General features: G+C 71.2%; 11 protein-coding genes. 3 read left to right on the plus strand and 8 right to left on the minus strand.

The window, feature by feature from the left end; translation table 11 throughout:
* Positions 1 to 135: 135 nt before the first annotated feature.
* Positions 136 to 5,691, minus strand: coding sequence for a lamin tail domain-containing protein (locus tag LXT23_RS36020; RefSeq protein WP_253984950.1), 5,556 nt, complete (start codon positions 5,689 to 5,691; stop codon positions 136 to 138).
* A 165-nt stretch (positions 5,692 to 5,856) separates the two neighbouring features.
* Positions 5,857 to 6,657 carry an SDR family oxidoreductase gene (locus LXT23_RS36025; RefSeq protein ID WP_253984951.1) on the minus strand — a complete coding sequence of 267 codons (801 nt, stop codon included), beginning with the start codon at positions 6,655 to 6,657 and terminating at the stop codon, positions 5,857 to 5,859.
* A 115-nt stretch (positions 6,658 to 6,772) separates the two neighbouring features.
* Between LXT23_RS36025 and LXT23_RS36030 the strand changes: the two genes are divergently transcribed.
* Complete coding sequence (locus LXT23_RS36030) at positions 6,773 to 9,475, plus strand: DUF3656 domain-containing U32 family peptidase (RefSeq protein WP_253984952.1); 2,703 nt, start codon at positions 6,773 to 6,775, stop codon at positions 9,473 to 9,475.
* Between the two features lie 21 nt (positions 9,476 to 9,496).
* On the opposite strand, the gene LXT23_RS36035 is transcribed toward LXT23_RS36030, so the two are convergent.
* From LXT23_RS36035 to LXT23_RS36060, 6 genes are all read right to left on the minus strand, one after another.
* Positions 9,497 to 10,537, minus strand: a complete 1,041-nt coding sequence (locus LXT23_RS36035; protein WP_253984953.1) for a prephenate dehydrogenase/arogenate dehydrogenase family protein — start codon at positions 10,535 to 10,537, stop codon at positions 9,497 to 9,499.
* 81 nt (positions 10,538 to 10,618) lie between these two features.
* Positions 10,619 to 10,816: a hypothetical protein gene (locus tag LXT23_RS36040; RefSeq protein ID WP_253984954.1), complete on the minus strand. Its 198-nt coding sequence runs from the start codon at positions 10,814 to 10,816 to the stop codon at positions 10,619 to 10,621.
* An 87-nt stretch (positions 10,817 to 10,903) separates the two neighbouring features.
* Complete coding sequence (locus LXT23_RS36045; RefSeq protein ID WP_253984955.1) at positions 10,904 to 11,731, minus strand: crotonase/enoyl-CoA hydratase family protein; 828 nt, start codon at positions 11,729 to 11,731, stop codon at positions 10,904 to 10,906.
* A gap of 10 nt (positions 11,732 to 11,741) precedes the next feature.
* Positions 11,742 to 12,464: a SitI6 family double-CXXCG motif immunity protein gene (gene sitI6 / locus LXT23_RS36050; protein ID WP_253984956.1), complete on the minus strand. Its 723-nt coding sequence runs from the start codon at positions 12,462 to 12,464 to the stop codon at positions 11,742 to 11,744.
* A gap of 24 nt (positions 12,465 to 12,488) precedes the next feature.
* Positions 12,489 to 13,160 (minus strand): SitA6 family polymorphic toxin lipoprotein, encoded by a 672-nt coding sequence (gene sitA6, locus LXT23_RS36055; protein ID WP_253984957.1) that lies wholly within the window; start codon positions 13,158 to 13,160, stop codon positions 12,489 to 12,491.
* Positions 13,161 to 13,291: 131 nt separating this feature from the next.
* Positions 13,292 to 15,373, minus strand: a complete 2,082-nt coding sequence (locus tag LXT23_RS36060) for a methyl-accepting chemotaxis protein (protein WP_323379121.1) — start codon at positions 15,371 to 15,373, stop codon at positions 13,292 to 13,294.
* Between the two features lie 299 nt (positions 15,374 to 15,672).
* Here LXT23_RS36060 and LXT23_RS36065 point away from each other — a divergent pair, with 299 nt between their 5' ends.
* Together LXT23_RS36065 and LXT23_RS36070 are read left to right on the plus strand one after the other, a co-directional pair.
* Positions 15,673 to 16,377, plus strand: a complete 705-nt coding sequence (locus LXT23_RS36065) for an ABC transporter ATP-binding protein (RefSeq protein ID WP_253984958.1) — start codon at positions 15,673 to 15,675, stop codon at positions 16,375 to 16,377.
* A 10-nt stretch (positions 16,378 to 16,387) separates the two neighbouring features.
* Positions 16,388 to 17,815: an ABC transporter permease gene (locus LXT23_RS36070; RefSeq protein ID WP_253984959.1), complete on the plus strand. Its 1,428-nt coding sequence runs from the start codon at positions 16,388 to 16,390 to the stop codon at positions 17,813 to 17,815.
* The last annotated feature ends 11 nt before the right edge of the window (positions 17,816 to 17,826 follow it).

A 17,826-nucleotide genomic window follows, 5' to 3' on the forward strand; every position in this document is an offset into this window, starting at 1 on the left:
ACAGGGAAGGTAGGGCCGCAAAGGTAATGCGCCCGCTCGCTGGGGGCAGCAGCCTTCGCGGGCTGGAAAGCAGGAGGCCGCCCTGGCGTGCAGGTGCCAGGGCGGCCTCCGTGGAATTCTGGTCGTTTCAGCGGCTCACGGCTGTTCGGTGCTGCTCGTCGAGCTCTGCGGCTGGCGCACCGTCCGGACGATGAAGTCCGTCGCGTTGTTGTCCGTGTCCGCGCCATTGCCCCGGAGCGAATCGGACCCACCCTCCATGGTGGTCGCCGTGGACGAGGGCAGCGCCTTGCGCTCCAGGCTGCCACCGGCGGCCGGGTGGAACGGGCCGACGGTGCCTTCCGGCTGGTTGCCGGTGCCATAGGCCAGCCGGTCCACCGGGACGTCCGAGACGCTGGCGGTGAGCCCTGGGCCGATGCGGACATGGCCACCGCCCGTGGTGGAGGCCGACGTGTCTTGCGAGTACGTCAGGTCCGGGGTCGCGCTCCCGGTGTAGTGGGTGTGCGCGAGGAGGTAGTAGCCATGGGCCCGGATGAACGTGTTCGGGGGGATGGTGGCGATGCTCGCATAGCTCGATCCCGTGGCCGACTTGTACTGCACCAGCCAGCCCCCGATGTTCACGGCCGCGCTCGTCGGGTTGTAGAGCTCGATGAACTCGTCCGTCTGCACCGTGGTCGCCGTGCCGGCACCGCGCCCGCTGAACTCGCTGATGACCACGTGGTTGGCCACCGGGTACGCGTTCACCGTCACCGTGCCGTAGTCCGCCGGGTTGCCCGGGCCGACGACGCCCTGCTGGTCGCAGTAGGCCCACTGGTCCGCACCGGCCGGCCCGCGCGTGAAGCGGTAGCGGAAGCCGTAGACGTAGCTGCCGGGCGTGGTGATGTTCAGCGTCGCCATCGTCTCGTCGTCGTTGCTGCCCCCCGGCACGTCGTAGCCCGGGTTGAACGGCGCGGGCGCCCACGTCCAGGACTCCGGAGCGCCGGGGTCCGTGCCGTAGCCCAGCTCGGCGACGATGAACGGGAAGTTGTCGTTGCCCCGCTGATGCCGGTTGGTCACCTGGTCGTCGTAAAACCGGCTGTAGAGGGGCTGCGGCGTGTTGATGAAGATGGGCGCCGGAATCGTCTTCGGGGACTGGATGACGCAGTAGTCCACCGGCGGGTTGATGGCCACGGCGCACGTCTCGTTGGGACTGCCCCCCGTGCCCCGGTCAGGGTTGCCCGGGTGGACCGTGGTGGCCGAACACCAGTACCAGGGGTACTGGCGCGCGGCGGTGCCCACCACCACCGAGGACAGTTGCAGGGAGCGGCCCGTCGACTGCGGGAAGAAGGACGTGTACACGAAGTCGTCCACCAGGGTGCCGCCCATCTGGACGGTGAGGCGCCCCCCGGTTTCGAAAGCCATGGTGGGGGGGATGGCGTAGTCCGCCGGCACGCCGTTGGCCCACATGTCCAGTCTGTGCGCGATGACGAAGGTCCTCCCTGGGGCGACGATGCGCGGCTGGCCTGCCGGGGACTGCACGGTGAAGCTCGTCACCTCGCCCGAGCGATTCTCGTAGGCAATGACGATGCCGGTCACGTCGAGCAACTGGCTCGTCACGTTGGTGAACTCGATGTACTGGGAGTAGCCCGGGCTGGGCGTGGTCATCAGCTCGGTGACGACCAGCTGCCCCGCCGTCGGCGGAGACGCGGTGTCGCAGGCGCCCTCGAAGCAGACCCCACCTGGGCCGGGGCAGGTCGAGCGCACGGGATTGTCGCTGCACACCCCGTTGCCGTTCTGCACGACACACGTCGACTCCCACGTGTAGATGCTCCGCTGGTCCGGGTCGCACTCCGCGGGCGGAGGCGTGCAGACGACGCCGCTGCAGGGGCCCAGCACGTCGACGGAGGCGAGCGTCAGGGTGCTGCCGTTGCCGGCGCCGTCGAAGCTGCGCAGCCCGAAGTACCAGGTTGCCTCCGCGTTGGGCAGCGTCACGGTGGCCACCTCGTCGGAGCCCTGGGGCAGTGGCGGAGTGGTGGAGATGCGGGTCGCCGCGCCGAAGTTGACGTCGTCGATGGGCTCGGGGCTGTAGCGCAGCTCGTAGCTCGCGGCCCGGCCGGTGTTGCCGTCATCCCCCGGGGCCCGCCACGTCAGGCGGACCGTCGTGTTGTCCACCAGGCTCGCCGTGAGCGGGGCCGCCGCGGGCGCCGTCGGGTCGGTGACGACGAGCGTGGCATCAATCGTCGGAATCCGAGCGTCCTCCGTGCGCACGAGGAGCATGTAGTCCCCTTCCTGACTCACGGTGAGGTCGCTGAAGACGGCCACGCCATCCACCGGGTTCACGGTCAGCGTGCCGCCCACCGTGGCGCCAGCAGGCCCGGACAGCACCACCGTCACCGCTGGCATGGTGACCGGAGGGGTGTTGTCGAAGTCGTCGCGCAGGGCCACCCGCGTGGGGGCCAGCGTCTGGCCCGCGATGCCCGTGCCCGGCGAGTCCACGAGGAAGATGCGCGTGGGCGGCCCCGCCTCCACCGTGACGTCCTCCGTCTCGGACACATTGAGGTCGAAGTCCGTGAAGGAGACGGTCTGCGGGCCCGCGGTCCTCAGCGTGACGCGGAAGAGGAACTCGCCGTTGTCCGCGGCGGTGAACGTGTGCGGCTCCATCGGCCCCGGGTTCTGGTCCGAGGTGGCGCTGTACACCGTCCCCGTGTAGTTCGTCTTCCGGTTGCCGAAGCCGTCATACGCGGTGACGACGAAGCCGAGGGCCTGGCCGGCGACGACGGACCCCGGCGGCCGAACCGCCCGCAGCTCACCGAGCGCGGCCGGCTGCACCACCACGGCCTCGCGGGCCTGGAGCCCGGGCCCCGCCACCTCCTCCGCGATGAGCTCGCTGTTCCGCGCGGCGGTGAACGTCACGCTGAAGGTGTGGCGGCCCGCGTCCGCCTCGGTGAACGCGTAGTTGGCGGGCACGGTGGCCTGGGCGTCGCCAGGAATCCGGAAGCCCACCGTGCCCCGGTAACCCGAGACACGGTTGTCGAAGCCGTCCAGCAGCGTCACCGTCGCTTCCACCGCCGCACCCGCGACGGGCGTGGCGGTGGACAGCGCCAGCGACATGCGCACCAGCGCCCCCGGCGCCACGCGCGTCTCCACCGTGACGCTCAGTCCCGTCCCGCCCTGCTCCGTCACGGTGACGGAGCGCACGCCGGAGGTCCGCAGCGTCACGGGGAATGCGTGCTGGCCGCCGTCCTGTGCGGGAACGAAGGTGTAGTCGGCCGGGAGCACCGCCTGGGCATCGTTCGACGTGAAGTGCACCGTGCCGGCGTACCCGGTGACGAGGTTGCCGAAGCGGTCTCTCGCGCGGAGGGTGAGCTGATTCTGGGTCCCCGCCGTCACGTCCGCGGGCAGGCCCGCCAGCTCGAAGGCTTCGGCGGTGGCGCTCGCCACCTCCACGTCCAGCGAGTCGGTGAGCAGCGCATCGCCCGCATCCACCACCGTCACCCGCCGGAGGCCGGTGGAGACCAGCACCACGCCGCTGAAGACATGGCGGCCCGCGTCCTGCGCGGTGAATATGTGGTCGCCCGGCAGGCTCGCCCGCGCATCATCCGACGTGAAGTGCACCGTGCCGGTGTAGCCGGTGGCCACGTTGTCGAAGGCGTCGCGCGCCGTCACCTCCAGGCTGCCCGCGACGCCCGCGGTGACGGGCGCCACCAGGCCGGTGAGCGCCAGGGTGACGGCCGCGCCCGGAGCGATGGTGAGCGGGTTGCTCTCCACCGGCTCCAGCCCGTTGGCGGTGGCGGAGAAGCGGTGCGTACCCGCGGCCTCCACGCGCAGGCCGTTGAACGTGGCAATGCCGTTGACCGCCGCGACGGTGACGGGCTGGAACGTCCCGGAGCCCACGAGCGCCAGCGTCACCGGCGAGGTCGCCGTGGTGACGACGTCGCCGTTCGCATCCAGCAGGGAGACGCGCACGGCCGGCAGCTCGGCGCCCGCGTTGCCGCCCACGGGCTGCGTGGAGAAGACGACCTGCGCCACGTCCGCGTTGCGCGTCTGGACCTCGAGGCTGGCGGAGCGGGCGGACTGGCCCTGGTTGTCCGTCACGCGGAGCGCCACGTGGTAGGAGGTGCTCGGCAGCAGTCCGGAGAGGGTGGCGGACTCAGAGGTGCCCGGCGCAGCGGGGTTGCCCACGCCCGCGACTGGGGTGGCCGCGGTGAACTCGGCGTCGGTGGTGATGGGGCTCAGCGAGTAGCGCACCTCCTGGGCGGTCGCCGTGCCCTCGTGGCCGTCGTCACCCACGGCAAGCCACGTCACCGTGGCGCCGCGGGCCGTGGTTGCACCCGCCGACAGCGTGGGCCGGGCCGGGGGCACGTCGTCCGCGATGGTGATGGCCGTGCTGGTGGCGAGGGAGAGCCCGCTCGCGGAGGCGCGCAGCTGGAAGCTCCCTTCCTCCGTCACCCGGAGGTTCGTGAAGGAGGCCACGCCATCCACCGGAGCCACCTCGGTGACGCCCGCGAGGCCGTTACCGCCCTGCTCCAGCGCCACCGTCACCGCGGGCGCGCCCACGGCGGCCCAGTTCCCGAAGGCGTCCTCGAGCGCCACCGTCACGGTGGCCAGCGTCGCGCGCACGGAGGCGCTCTCGGGGACGGAGGTGAAGGCCAGCGCCCGGGCCTCCGCCGCCACCACGCCCACGTCCTGGCCCACCGTCAGCGCGGCGGTGGCGCCGTCCTGCACGGTGACGCGCTGGCTGCCCGCGCGCTTCAGGGAGAGGCCGGTGAAGGTGAAGCGGCCCGCGTCCTCCGCCGTGAAGGCGTGGGCGGCCGGCAGGCCGGCGGTGGCGTCCGTGGACGTCACGGCCAGCGTGCCGGTGTAGCCGGTGGCCACGTTGCCGAATGCGTCGCGCGCCGTCACCTGGGCGCTCAGGGCGACGCCAGCAGGGGTGACGACGGGCAGGCCGGACACCTCGAGAGAAGTCGCGGCAGCGGGCGCGACGGCGAACTCGGGACTGGCGGCGCCCTCCAGGCCGGCGGCCTCCACGTCGAGCCGGTAGCCGGTGCCCGCCTTCTTCAGCACCGTCTCCGTGAACCGGGCCACGCCGGCCACGGCATTGACCGTCAGCGTGCCCTCCAGCGCGGCGTCACCGGGGCCCGCAGCCAGCGACAGCGTCACCGCGTCCGTGGCGCTCGCCACGGTGCGGCCCGCGGCGTCCCGCAGCACCACCTCCAGGCCGCCGATGGGCGCACCGGCCGAGGCCGACAGCGCCGTGGCGGTGAAGGCCAGCCGCGTGGGGCGCCAGGCCGTGAAGTCGATGACGGGGCGCGTGGCCAGCACCACCGGGCCGCCGTCGGACTCCACGGAGACCGTCACCGTCTTCGCTCCCGCGCGCGTGGACACCACGGAGGCCGTGGTGCGGCCCTGGGCATCCGTCCGCGACGTGGGCTGCGTCACGGTGTTGCCCTCGCCGGACACCTCCACATTCACGGTGCGGCCCTCGATGGGCGTGCCGTCCTGCTGCTTCACGGTGATGGTGATGCCCACCGCGTCCAGGCCGCTGGCCACCTGCGATGCCCGGCCCACCTCCACCAGCGACAGCGCCGCATCCGGCAGCGGCTTCGTCGGCGGCGGATTCGGCGGAGTGGAACCACCGCCACAGCCCAGGCCGAAGGCCAGGCACATCACACTCAGCCCCAGCAGACGGGCGAGCGGCACGAGACGACGGGACATGGATTCTCCGGGAGCGAGCACACCCGCGCTTGGACGTCCCCCCGCGGGGTTGCATCAGCTTGTACCAGACATTCCCACACGGAGAGTAGTGTCCGGCCGTAATCTTGCGCCCCCAATGAAATTCCTTGAGGGCGCCGGAGTCCCTGAGTCCGTCGTTCCGCGGGGTTACATGAGGGCGGCCATGAGGGCGCCGCCGCCCAGGAGGGACTGCCCGCCGTCGCACACCATGATGGAGCCGGTGATGTACGAGGCGGCATCCGAGGCGAGGAAGAGCGCGAGCTGGGCGATGTCGTCCTTCTTGCCGAAGCGCTGCAGGGGCAGGGCCTGGATGATCTTCTGCTTGCCCTCCTCGTTGGGGGCGAGCCGGCGCATGCCCTCGGTGTCGTCGATGGGGCCGGGGGTAATCGCGTTCACCCGCACGCCGGAGCCACCCCACTCGATGGCGAGCACGCGGGTGAGCATGTCCACGCCCGCCTTGGCGGCGCACACGTGGGCCTGCATGGCCATGGGCAGGTAGGCCTGGGGCGCTGAGATGTTGATGAGGCAGGCGCCGGGCTTGCGCAGGTGGTCGAAGGCGGCGCGGCTGATGTTGAAGGTGCCCAGCACGTCGATGTCCATGACGGCCTTGAAGCCGTTGGAGGACATGCCCAGCGCGGGCGCGGGGAAGTTGCCGGCCGCGCCGCACACGACGATGTCCAGCTCACCGAAGGCGTCGCGCACCGTCTGGAGCGCCTTCTCCACGGCGGCGTAGTCGCGCACGTCGGCGGCCACGCCCATGGCGGAGCCGTGGGCCTGGAGGCCCTTCACCGCGCCCTCCAGCTTCTCCACGTTGCGGCCGTTGATGGCGACCTTGGCGCCCGCCTTCACGAAGGCCTCGGCGATACCGAGGTTGATGCCACTGCTGCCGCCAGAAATGAACGCCGTCTTGCCCGCGAGCAGCCCGTTCCGGAACACGCCATCTGCCATGACTCGTCTCCTGTGGAAGCGACCAGGCGCGGACTTGAACAGAAGCTGCCGCACCGCGCCATGGCCTTCACGTGGCGGACGGCGGGTACGGGTTGGCTGTGTTAGAGGACGCAACATGACCCGCCGTCGTCCCGAAATCCTCGCCCCCGCGGGGGACCTCGACTCGATGAAGGCCGCGCTGGCCAGTGGCGCGGATGCCGTCTACTTCGGCCTGGACGAGGGCTTCAACGCGCGGGCCCGCGCGGAGAACTTCTCGCTCGCCACCCTGCCCCAGACGCTGGCGCTCGTGCACCGCGCCGGGGCGCGGGCGTACCTGACGCTGAACACGCTGGTCTTCGAGCCGGAGCTGCCGGTGGTGGAGGACATCCTCCGGCGCGTGGCCGCGGCGGGCGTGGACGCGCTCATCGTCCAGGACCCGGCGATTGCGCTGGTGGCGCGTGCGGTGTGCCCCCAGATGGAGGTCCACGCCTCCACGCAGATGACGATTTCGAGCGCGGAGGGCGCGCGCTTCGCCCGGGGGCTGGGCGCCACCCGGGTGGTGGTGCCGCGCGAGCTGTCGGTGGCGGAGATTCGCCGGCTGGCGTCGGAGACGGACATCGAGCTGGAGGTCTTCATCCACGGGGCGCTCTGCATGTCGTGGAGCGGGCAGTGCCTCACCAGCGAGGCGTGGGGCGGGCGCTCCGCCAACCGCGGGCAGTGCGCGCAGTCCTGCCGGCTGCCGTATGACCTGGTGGTGGACGGCCAGACGCGCGAGCTGGGAGACGTGCAGTACCTCCTCAGCCCCAAGGACCTGGCCGGAGTCATGGCGGTGCCGCAGCTGGTGGACATCGGCGTGCACTCGCTGAAGATCGAGGGCCGGCAGAAGGGGCCGCAGTACGTGGCCACGGCGGTGCAGGGCTACCGGCGCTGGGTGGACGGCGTGGCGGCGGGGAAGCCGGACGCGGGCGCGCTGCGCAAGGACCTGGCCGACATGACGCTGTCGTACAGCCGGGGCTTCTCGCACGGCTTCTTCGCGGGCTCGGACCACCAGACGCTGGTGGAGGGCCGCTTCCCCAAGCACCGCGGCGCGTACCTGGGCCGGGTGGAGTCGGTGCACGGGCGCGACGTGCGCGTGGTGGATGACCCGGAGGGACGCCCCTGGACGGGCGCGCTGGGGCACGAGGCCACGAAGGCGCGCCCGGCCTCGCCCGAGGGCAAGGTGTCCTCGCCGCTGGAGGGCGCCGCGCCGGTGGCGGCCGAGCTGTCCCCGCGCCCCGGCATGGGCGTGGTGTTCGACGCGGGCCATCCGGAGGACAAGCACGAGCCGGGCGGGCCGCTGTTCCGCGTGGAGCGCAAGGGGCGCGGCTGGGTGCTGGGCTTCGGCAACCCGGGGCCGGACCTCGCGCGCGTGGCGCCGGGCCAGCGCGTCTGGGTGACGAGCGACCCTTCGCTGGCGAAGCGCACGGAGGAGCTGCTGGCACAGGGCGAGCCCGAGGGCCGCGTGCCGCTGGAGCTGACGGTGTCCGGCGCGGCCGGGGCGCCGCTGGCGGTGACGGGGCGGGCGCGCGGCGGGCACGTGTGCGCGGTGACGAGCGAGGTGCCGCTGGCGGAGGCGCGCGGCGGGGGCATGGACGCGGCGCTGCTGCGGGACAAGCTGGCGGCGCTGGGCGGGACGCCCTTCCACCTGGCGGGGCTGGACGCGTCCGGGCTGGCGCCGGGGCTGCACCTGCCGGTGTCGGAGCTGAAGGCGCTGCGGCGCAGGCTGGTGGCGGAGCTGGCGGAGGCCGTCGCGCGCGGGCCGGTGCGCACGGTGCGCGAGGGCTCGGTGCTGGACGGGCTGCGCACGTCGCTGCGGGAGAAGGTGGCAGCGGCGGGTATGTCAGCGCGCGAGCACGTCACGGCGGCGCCCGCGCCGGAGGCCCCGGGGAGCTCAACGCCGGGGCGCTCGCCGGAGGCCGGGCGGCTTTTGCCGCTGTGCCGGACGGACGAGCAGTTGGAGGCCGTCATCGCCGCAGGGCTGCCCGAGGTGGAGCTGGACTGGATGGAGCTGGTGGGCCTGCAGCGCGCGGTGGAGCGGGCGCGGGCGGCGGGGCTGCGGGTGACGATTGCGACGGTGCGCGTGCAGAAGCCCGGCGAGGAGGGCTACGACGCGCGCATCGCGAAGCTGAAGCCGGACGCGGTGCTGGTGCGGCACTGGGGCGCGATGATGCACTTCCTGGAGCGCCCTCCCGCGCCCGGGGAGGCCCGGCCCGCGCTGCATGGCGACTTCTCGCTGAACGTCACCAACTCGGTGACGGCGCTGCACCTGCTGGGACTGGGGCTGGACACGCTGACCTTCGCCCACGATTTGGACGCGGTGCAGCTGGGGGCCATGCTGGAGCACCTGCCGGCGGAGCGCTTCACGGTGACGCTGCACCACCACATCTCGACGTTCCACACGGAGCACTGCGTGTACTCGCACACGCTGTCGCACGGGCGCGACTACCGCAGCTGCGGGCGGCCGTGTGAGAAGCACCGCGTGTCGCTGAGGGACCACAAGGGGCTGGAGCACCCGGTGGTGGTGGACGTGGGGTGCCGCAACACGGTGTTCAACGCGCAGGCGCAGAGCGCGGCGTCGCTGGTGCCCCGGCTGCTGGAGCGCGGGGTGAAGCGCTACCGGGTGGAGTTCGTGCGCGAGTCGCGTGACGAGGCCGCGCGCGTGCTGGCCGCGTACCAGGACCTGCTGGCGGGGAAGATTGGCCCGGCGGAGGCGGTGCGCCGGGCGGCGGTGCACGAGCAGTTCGGCGTGACGAAGGGCACCATGAAGGTGCTCAACCCCACGTTCACCGTGCAGCGCTGACAGTGAGCAGTGCGCCCCGGGTCAGTCCTGAGGCGTGCGGCGGGAGAAGCGCAGCACGGCGCGGAACACGTCCTCCACCGCGTCGGCGTCCACCTTGTGCTCCGAGGCCCACTGGCGCCGCACCTCCAGCAGGCTCTTCTCCCGGCCCATGTCAGGCAGGGGCAGGCCGTGCTCCGCCTTCACCTTCGCTGCCTGCTGGACCAGGCGTGCGCGCCGGGCCAGCAACTCCACCAGCTCTCGGTCCAGGACGTCGATGCGCTCGCGGACCTCGCTCAGTCCGGGCGGCGTGGGGATGGCCTCGGACGCCGCGGGGCTGGCCGATGCCCGCGAGGCCTCGAGCTCCAGGTGCAGTCGCGTGAGCGCATCCATCAGCCCCACGCGCGCGTCCCGGCCGTAGGGATTCTCCGACTGCACGACGCCGAGCAGGTGCGGCACCTCCTGGCGTGCGTACTCCACCAGGCGGGCAATGGGCTGGAAGCTCGGCGGCGCGAAGGGGAGGTCCTTGCCGGCCTCCGCTCGCGCCAGGCCGTGTGCCAGGAAGAACGTGAGGACGTGCGTGCGCGCCATCAGCCCGTCGTGCGCATCCGGCGACATCTCCGTCACCTCGCACCCCAGTCGCTCGAACAGCGCCCGGGCCCGCCGTACGGCGTCGGGGTGGAGCTCGTTCGGGCACACGACGGTGCGCAGCGGGCGGTCGCCTCGCGCGAGGCTGGCCGGGCCGAAGAGCGGGTGCGTGCCGGCCCAGGGGATGTCGCGCCCGAGCACGGAGGCGAGCACCTGCACGGGCTTCACCTTCACGCTGCCTACGTCGAGCACGGCCTGCCCGGGTGACAGGTGCGGGCGGAGCTCCTCCAGCGTCGCGCGCATGGCAGACACCGGCATGGCGAGCACGACGAGCCCCGCTCCGGCGAGCACCTCCGGGAGCGAGCTCGCGCGGAGCGTGGGAGGCACCTCGGCCTGCCGGGGGTCGAGCACCCGGTGCGCAACACCGGCCTCCAGCAACAGTCCCGACAGGGCACGGCCGAAGCGGCCATAGCCCAGCAACGCGATGCGCTCCGTCATTTCGCCAGGCTCCAGATGCACGTGCAGGAAGAGGTACAGATCCTCGCATCGGCATGTTCCTGGCGAAAGCCCCCCTGCCCTTCAGAGCAGCTCGCGCTTCAGGTACAGCCGGGTCAGGTTCGCGCCAGGCAGCGTCTCGGTCGTAACCGACACCAGCTCCCAGCCCTGCTGCCCCTGGGCTTGAAGCCACTCCCAGATGTTCTCGCAAGTCCCAGCACCGGAGCCTCCCGCCTTCATGGCCACTTCGACAGGGTCCTTCCCGGCCCATTTCCCATTCACGAACGTGACCTTCCCCTCCTGTGACTGCCCACAGAGATACTCGAACCGGCGCGAAAACATGGAGGGCTCCTCTTGTCGGGGTTGCTCTCAACGACCCTGGAAGCGGGGAGGCCGGCGCTCGGCGAAGGCGGTGAAGGCCTCGGCGAGGTCATGCGACTGGAGGAACGCGGAGTTCCACACCGCCACGTAGCGCAGGCCGTCGGCCACGGACTTGTCTGCGCAGTACTCCATCACCTGCTTGGCGCCCTGGACGACGAGCGGCGGGTTGTCGGCGACGCGCCGCGCGGTGGCCCGCGCCTCGGTGAGCAGCGCTTCCGGCGTGGGGAACACCTCGTTGACGAGTCCCATCCGCAGTGCCCGCGCGGAGTCCACGTCTCCGCCGGTGTACGCCAGCTCGCGCGTGTTGCCTTCGCCGATGATGCGCGGCAGGCGCTGGAGCGCGCCGAGGTCCGCGACGATGCCGACCTTCACCTCGCGCAGGGAGAACTTCGCGTCCTGCGAGCAGTACCGGAAGTCACACGCTGCGATGAGGTCCATGCCGCCACCGATGCACCAGCCGTGCACCGCGGCGATGACGGGCTTGCGGCAGCGGGCGAGGCCCTCGGTGGCCTGCTGCATCTCCCCGATGAGCTTGAGCAGCTTCAGCCGCTCCAGGGCCAGGTTGCCCTCACCGGTGAGGAGGGGCCCGAGGGACTCCATCATCCCCATGAGGTCCAGGCCGTAGGTGAAGTTCGGGCCGTCGCCGCGCACGAGCACCACGCGCACGGAGTCATCCGCGTCCAGGGCCCGGATGGCCTCGGGCATCTCCCGCCAGAAGTCGGGCCCCATGGCGTTGCCCTTGCCCGGGCCGGTGAGCACCAGCTCGGCGACGCCCTCACCCTTCTCGATGCGCAGCGACTTGTACGTGCCGTCCATCCGTTCCTCCTCAGCGAGTTTCCAGCTCCTGAAACGTCACGCCATCCAGTCCCAGACCTGCCACCGCATCAACGAAGCGTTCACTGACGATGACTGTCGCCCAGCCCTGTCGATGCCGGAAGACATCCACGTCCGTCGGGAGCGATGCGGCGTCGAGGATGATGACCTTGGGCCACTTGAGATTGCTGTTGCCACACTCCGGACACGGTGGCTCACGCGTCGGAGGGAGGCAGTCCGGATGCAGCAAGCCATGCAGCTCCAGCTGCAACTGGAGCAACACTGGCGGGCTCTTACCACGGAAGCGAACATCGACTGGGCACCCCTGGAGTCCACGCACTCCCGCCTCGCGCAGCTCCGTCATCGCCTCTTCACGGAGGAAGAGCGTGGGCGAGTCCTGCATGAAGAGCTGGCCGAAGCTGCCGGAGCCCTTTCCGGTACAAGGCCCTAATTCTGCGCCAGGCTCCAGGAGGGCCCACGAAGGAGCCAGGGGTCTGACCAATTCCCTTAGCCGACGGAACTCCTCCCGTGGCACAGGCCAGGGATCCGAGAGCTTCTCAAGCTCATGGGGAGGCAGGCCGGACAGGTCCACACATGGATAGGAGATCCAAGGCGAGCCTCCTCCTGCACGGCACTTTGGACAGGGCTGCACACCTGGAAGGCACCACCTGCTTGCCGCATCCAGTTGCCCCGTGTACCCCGACGACCTGTCCTCATCGGCCTTGTAGAACTTCAAGAGTCCTCGCGAAGCGGTCTGCAATCAAGGAGTCCGCAACTGTGGCCCCAGCTGCTGGTACGGTGCCAGAGGCGCATTGTAGGGCACTACAGGGCCAGTCAATTGGAAACGAAAGATGAGCTCCACGGCCTTGCGGTGAAGAACCTCAGGCGTCACAGAGCCGCCCTGCATACTGTCCCGGAAGTCCCGCCACGCTTGGTTCCACATGCCACCCCGCCCAGTACCGCTGTGAAGCTCGCGATGGATGTGCTCGGGAATGAGGATGGTGAACTTGTGGATGTCGACACCATTTCGTTTGAACCACCGCGCGAGCCCGGGCTCCTGAGGAAACAGGTGGTGATGGACCAGCTTCCCCGGCTCGCGAGGCAGCGCAGGAAGGAAGCCCTGGCGGTAGCGGAAGTGGAAGGTCATCCGAGGCCTGGCCCCAGAGCGGATGCCTGAGTTCCGCCAGTTGCGAAAGGCTGGCGGGCGGTGCGGAGGACGATAGGCACCCTGAGCCCGCTCCACTTTCGGCGCGGCAGCATCCGGGTCTAGGTCCTCACAGCTGAACAGCCCGCAGTCCTCCTCCTCACAAGCAAGGACGACACAGGAGTGCTGCCCCTCGCGCTCGCAGGACAGCGAGGGAGCGCTGGCTGCGCATCCGGAGAGCACCAGTGCCACCAGCGGCAACAAACGGACGAGCGGCGAGAGCCCCATGAAGACGCGACTCTACGGACTCTGATGCGCCCTCATCAATGAGCCGACGTCGTCCACGAGAGTGCCGGGGACGCATCGCCATCCGGTATCAGCCGAACTCCACCTCAAAACTCCGAGGATGGTGCGCCCGCCTACCGGGCCGGCTGCTCCCGCGCCTCCAGCGCGTCGGAGCGGAGCGCCTTCTCCGCGACGTCCGCCATGCTCTCGGCCAGCGTCTGCACGGAGTGCGTGACGGTCCGGGTCTCCTCGACGACCTTCAGCGTGCGCTGCATCTGACCGGACAGTTCCTGGATGGCCTGGGCAATCTGGTGCGTGCCCACGTCCTGCTGGGCCACCGCGGCGGAGATCTGCCGGACGTTGCTGCTGGTGTCGCTGATGATGCCGGACAGCTTCTGGAGCTGGACGCCCGAGGTGCGCACCGCGTCCAGGCTTCCCCGCACCCGCAGCACGCCCTGCTCGCTCAGCGTCGCCGTCTCGCGCACGCTCACGCCCAGGCCATCCAGCACCTCGCGGATGCGGTGGGTGGCCTGGATGGACTGGTCCGCGAGGCTTCGCATCTCGCGGGCCACCACGCCAAAGCCCTTGCCGCTGTCACCGTTGCGCACCGCTTCAATCGCGGCGTTGATGGCCAGCATGTTCGACTGGTCCGCCAGCGTCTTCACCGCGTCCACGATGCCGGAAATCTCCCGCGTGCGCGTGTCGAGCGAGAGGATGCGGCTGGCCATCTCCGACACCTCGGCGCGGATGGCCGCGAGGTCCACCAGCGTGCGCTCCAGCGCCGCGCCGCCTTCGCGTCCCACCTCCTCCGCCGTCTCCGCCGAGGCCGCCAGCAGGCGGGCCTTGTCCGCCGTGACGTGGGAGCCCTGCCGGATTTCTTCCACCGTCTGCTCGAGCTGCTGGAGCGCCGTCGCCTGGCGGCTGATGCCCGAGGTCTGCTCCTCGACCGTGGTGCGCAGCTGCTGCGCCACGGCAGCCAGCTCCCCGGAGCCGCTGCCCATGCGCTCGGCGAGCTGACGCACCTCGACCCGGCGCTCCTCCAGCTGACGCGTGTGCCCCGCGAGCGCCTGGACCAGCAGCGCGGAGCGGCGCCCGACGACGCCCACCAATGACAGCACGAGCGCGAGAAAGCCCCAGTGAACCTGGGTGCCGCCACCCGTGCGCAGCAGGCCAATCAAAGGAAGGATGCCCAGCACGAGCGCGATGGAGAGCAGGCCCAGGCCCACGCTGAGGATGCGCGCGTCCGCGTTGCCCCGCCACGCCTCGACCAGCACGATGCCCACGCAGACCAGCATCGCGGGGACGGAGTAGAAGATGAACGGCGCCATGAGCCCCATGGCCGCGGAGGGCTCCACGAGCACCAGCACGGCCTGGATGGCGGCCGGAACGGAGACGACCGCCGCGCCCCGGCGCAGCCAGCGCATCCGCCCCTCGCCGACCATGTCCGAGACGAACCAGGCCAGGCCCGGCAGGATGCAGTACGAGCCCAGCAGCGTCAGGCGGGTGCCCAGCGAGGGGTCGCCCCAGAGGGAGCTGAAGAGGCCGCTGGAGCCGAGCAACATCACGCCCGAGCCCGCGCAGAAGAGGGCCATGGGCACGAGCATCCGCGCCTCGCGCCGCACCACGGCGGCGCCCCCGGACACCGCCGCGATGACGAGGATGAGCAGCCCCATGAAGAAGGTCCCCAGGCCGGTGCGGGTCTGCGCATCGAGCAGCTCATGGTGCGAGCCCACCCGCGAGCCCCGGCTCACGCCAATGGCGGGCCTGCTGCTCTGGATGCGCAGCAGCACGCGCTGCCCCGGGGCCGTGGGCGGCAGGGGCACCAGGTGCCAGGACATGTTGTCCATGGCCTCCCTTCCGTCGGGGGCCAGCGTGCCGCTGGTGTAGATGCGCTCCCCCTGCGCATACGCCTCGAAGGCGGTGGCGACGCCTCCCAGGAAGAGGGCGGGCTCGGGCCACGTCCCCTGGGGGACCGGGATGCTCAGCCAGAGGAAGGTGTTCTTTCCCCGGCCCGGCGGCTCCTTCAGCGCGTCCACGGGCTGCCAGTCCGCGGAGTCGCCCGTCTCGTGTGCCCACGCGGGCGTGCCGTCCGGACGCTGCGGCCCGTCACCCCAGCGGTAGCGCCACCCGGACATCGCCGGCAGGACGGAGCGGGTCGCCGCATGCGCCGCCGCGGGCGCCAGCGCGAACACCAGCAGCAGGGCGAGCAGTCGCAACGGCTCGTGCCGCCGGACACGCGCGCACCGTGGAGCAAGGGAGGAGAGTCGGGGAACGACGAGCACCTGCGGCGCGCGGGAGTGACCCATGTAGGGGGAAATCGTCCAGCGCTTTGCCCCGTTCTGCAACTCGGGCCCCAGGTTCCTCGCTCACCCTCCGCCCGGCCACCCACCCGAAGGCGCCGCCAATCGCGCCCGCGTCACGGGCTTTCCTTTGAAAACCCGATACAGCTCCTGGCCGCAGCCATTAATGCAATCAGATTGCAACAACGCGCGAGGCCCGCTATGGGGGCCGCACCATGCTTGAAGCGAGAAAGCTGACCAAACGCTACGGCGAGCATCTGGCGCTCGAGGAGCTCGACCTGGCCATCGGGCCGGGCGAGGTGTTCTGCCTGCTGGGGGCCAACGGGGCGGGGAAGACGACGACCCTGAACCTCTTTCTCGGCTTCATCGAGCCCACCGCGGGTGAGGCGCGGGTCGCGGGCCTGGAGGTGCGCCAGCATGCGGCGCAGGTGCGCGGCCACCTCGCGTACGTGCCGGAGCTGGTGATGCTCTACCCCCGCCTGTCCGGGCGGGAGAACCTGGCCTACTTCAACACCCTGGCGGGCCGGCCCGCGCTGTCCCCCTCCGAGTCCACGGCCTGGCTCACCCGGGCGGGGCTCGCGCCCGGCGCGGTGGACCGCCCCGTGGGCAGCTACTCGAAGGGCATGCGGCAGAAGGTGGGAATCGCCATCGCGCTCGCGAAGGGCGCGCGGGCCCTGCTGCTCGACGAGCCCACGTCCGGGTTGGACCCGCTCGCCTCCAACGAGCTGTCCGAGCTGCTGCGGCACCTGAGCGGCGAGGGCATGGCGGTGCTCATGGCGACGCATGACCTGTTCCGGGCCAAGGAGTCCGGCACGCGGGTGGGCATCATGAAGGCGGGCCGGCTGGTGGAGACGCGCTCCACCCAGGAGCTGGGCCACGCGGAGCTCGAGCAGCTCTACCTGACGCACATGCGGGGCTGAGGACGGACAGATGATTCTCACCATCGCACGCAAGGAATGGGTGGAGCTGCTGCGCGACGGGCGCTTCCGGGGCGCGGCCTTGCTGGTGTTCCTGCTGGCCACCGTCGGCATCGTGGTGGGGGCGCAGCACGTGCGGAGCGCGCGCGCCGAGCGCGAGGAGGGCACGCGGCTGACCCGCCAGCACTGGCTGGAGCAGGGGGAGAAGAACCCGCACTCGGCCGCGCACTACGGGGTCTGGGCCTTCAAGCCCGAGTCCCCCCTGGCCGCGTTCGACCGCGGCGTGGAGCCCTACCTGGGAGTCGCCGTCTACCTGGAGGCGCACAAGCAGAACCTGACGCAATACCGCCCCGCGGCGGATGCCACCGCGGCGGCGCGCTTCGGAGAGCTCACCGGCGCGGGAGTGCTCCAGCTGCTCGTCCCGCTGCTCATCGTCCTGCTCACCTTCTCCGCCTTCACCACCGAGCGGGAGAGCGGCACGCTGAAGCTCCTGCTGAGCACCGGCGTGCGCCGGCACCAGCTCATGCTGGGCAAGGCGCTGGGCGTGGGCCTGGCGCTGGCGGTGCTGCTGGTCCCGATACTCGTCGTCTCCGCGGGGCTGCTGTTCCTGCCGGGCGCCACGTCCGGGCTCGCGGACGGTGACGTGCTCGGGCGCGCGGCGGTGATGGTGCTGGGCCATGGCCTCTACCTGGCCGGCTTCGTCTTCCTGGGGCTGGCGGTCAGTGCCTTCGTTCGCTCCTCGCGCGTGGCGCTGGTGGTGCTCCTGGGCCTGTGGACGGTCAACGCGCTGCTGATACCCCGGCTCGCGGCGGACGCGGCCCGCACCTGGAGCCCCGTGCCCGCGGCGCAGGACTTCGCCCGTCAGCTCGCCGACGACTACGAGCGGGGCCTCAGCGGCCATGACCCGGCGGACCAGCGGCTGGCGGCGCTGGAGCGGCAGACGCTGGAGCGCTACGGCGCGGCCTCGCTGGAGCAGCTTCCCGTCAACTTCCGGGGCATCGCGCTGCAGGCAGGAGAGGAGTACGGCAACAGGGTGGGCGCGGTGCGCTTCGGGGAGCTGGAGGCGCGCTATCACGCCCAGGAGCGCCTGCACCTCTCCTTCTCGCCCCTGTCTCCCCTGCTGGCCCTGCGCCAGCTCTCCGCGTCCCTGGCGAGGACCGACCTGGCGGCACACCTGCGCTTCACGCGGCAGGCGGAGGCGTACCGGCAGGGGCTGGTGAAGCAGATGAACGACGCCGTCGCGTTCCGCTCGCGGTACGCGGACTCGACCTACAAGGCGGATGCGGCCCTCTGGCGCGAGGTGCCCGAGTTCCGGACGGAGGCGGACACGCTGGGGCAGACGCTGGTGTCGCAGGCGCCCGGGCTGCTCCTGCTCGCCTTCTGGCTGCTGTGGACCACGGTGCTCGCGCTGCGCGCCGGCGCGCGCCTGAGCGCCGTCTGAGACGGAAGAAC

The sequence above is a fragment of the Pyxidicoccus xibeiensis genome (genome assembly GCF_024198175.1).
Classification (GTDB): Bacteria; Myxococcota; Myxococcia; order Myxococcales; family Myxococcaceae; genus Myxococcus; species Myxococcus xibeiensis.

Bases quoted from the DNA above. Each gene is read 5' to 3' on its own strand.
- LXT23_RS36025 (WP_253984951.1), bottom strand. From the start codon at position 6,657: ATGGCAGATGGCGTGTTCCGGAACGGGCTGCTCGCGGGCAAGACGGCG.
- LXT23_RS36020 (WP_253984950.1), bottom strand. From the start codon at position 5,691: ATGTCCCGTCGTCTCGTGCCGCTCGCCCGTCTGCTGGGGCTGAGTGTG.
- LXT23_RS36045 (WP_253984955.1), bottom strand. From the start codon at position 11,731: ATGGACGGCACGTACAAGTCGCTGCGCATCGAGAAGGGTGAGGGCGTC.
- LXT23_RS36030 (WP_253984952.1), top strand. From the start codon at position 6,773: ATGACCCGCCGTCGTCCCGAAATCCTCGCCCCCGCGGGGGACCTCGAC.
- LXT23_RS36065 (WP_253984958.1), top strand. From the start codon at position 15,673: ATGCTTGAAGCGAGAAAGCTGACCAAACGCTACGGCGAGCATCTGGCG.
- LXT23_RS36035 (WP_253984953.1), bottom strand. From the start codon at position 10,537: ATGACGGAGCGCATCGCGTTGCTGGGCTATGGCCGCTTCGGCCGTGCC.
- LXT23_RS36070 (WP_253984959.1), top strand. From the start codon at position 16,388: ATGATTCTCACCATCGCACGCAAGGAATGGGTGGAGCTGCTGCGCGAC.
- sitA6 (WP_253984957.1), bottom strand. From the start codon at position 13,160: ATGGGGCTCTCGCCGCTCGTCCGTTTGTTGCCGCTGGTGGCACTGGTG.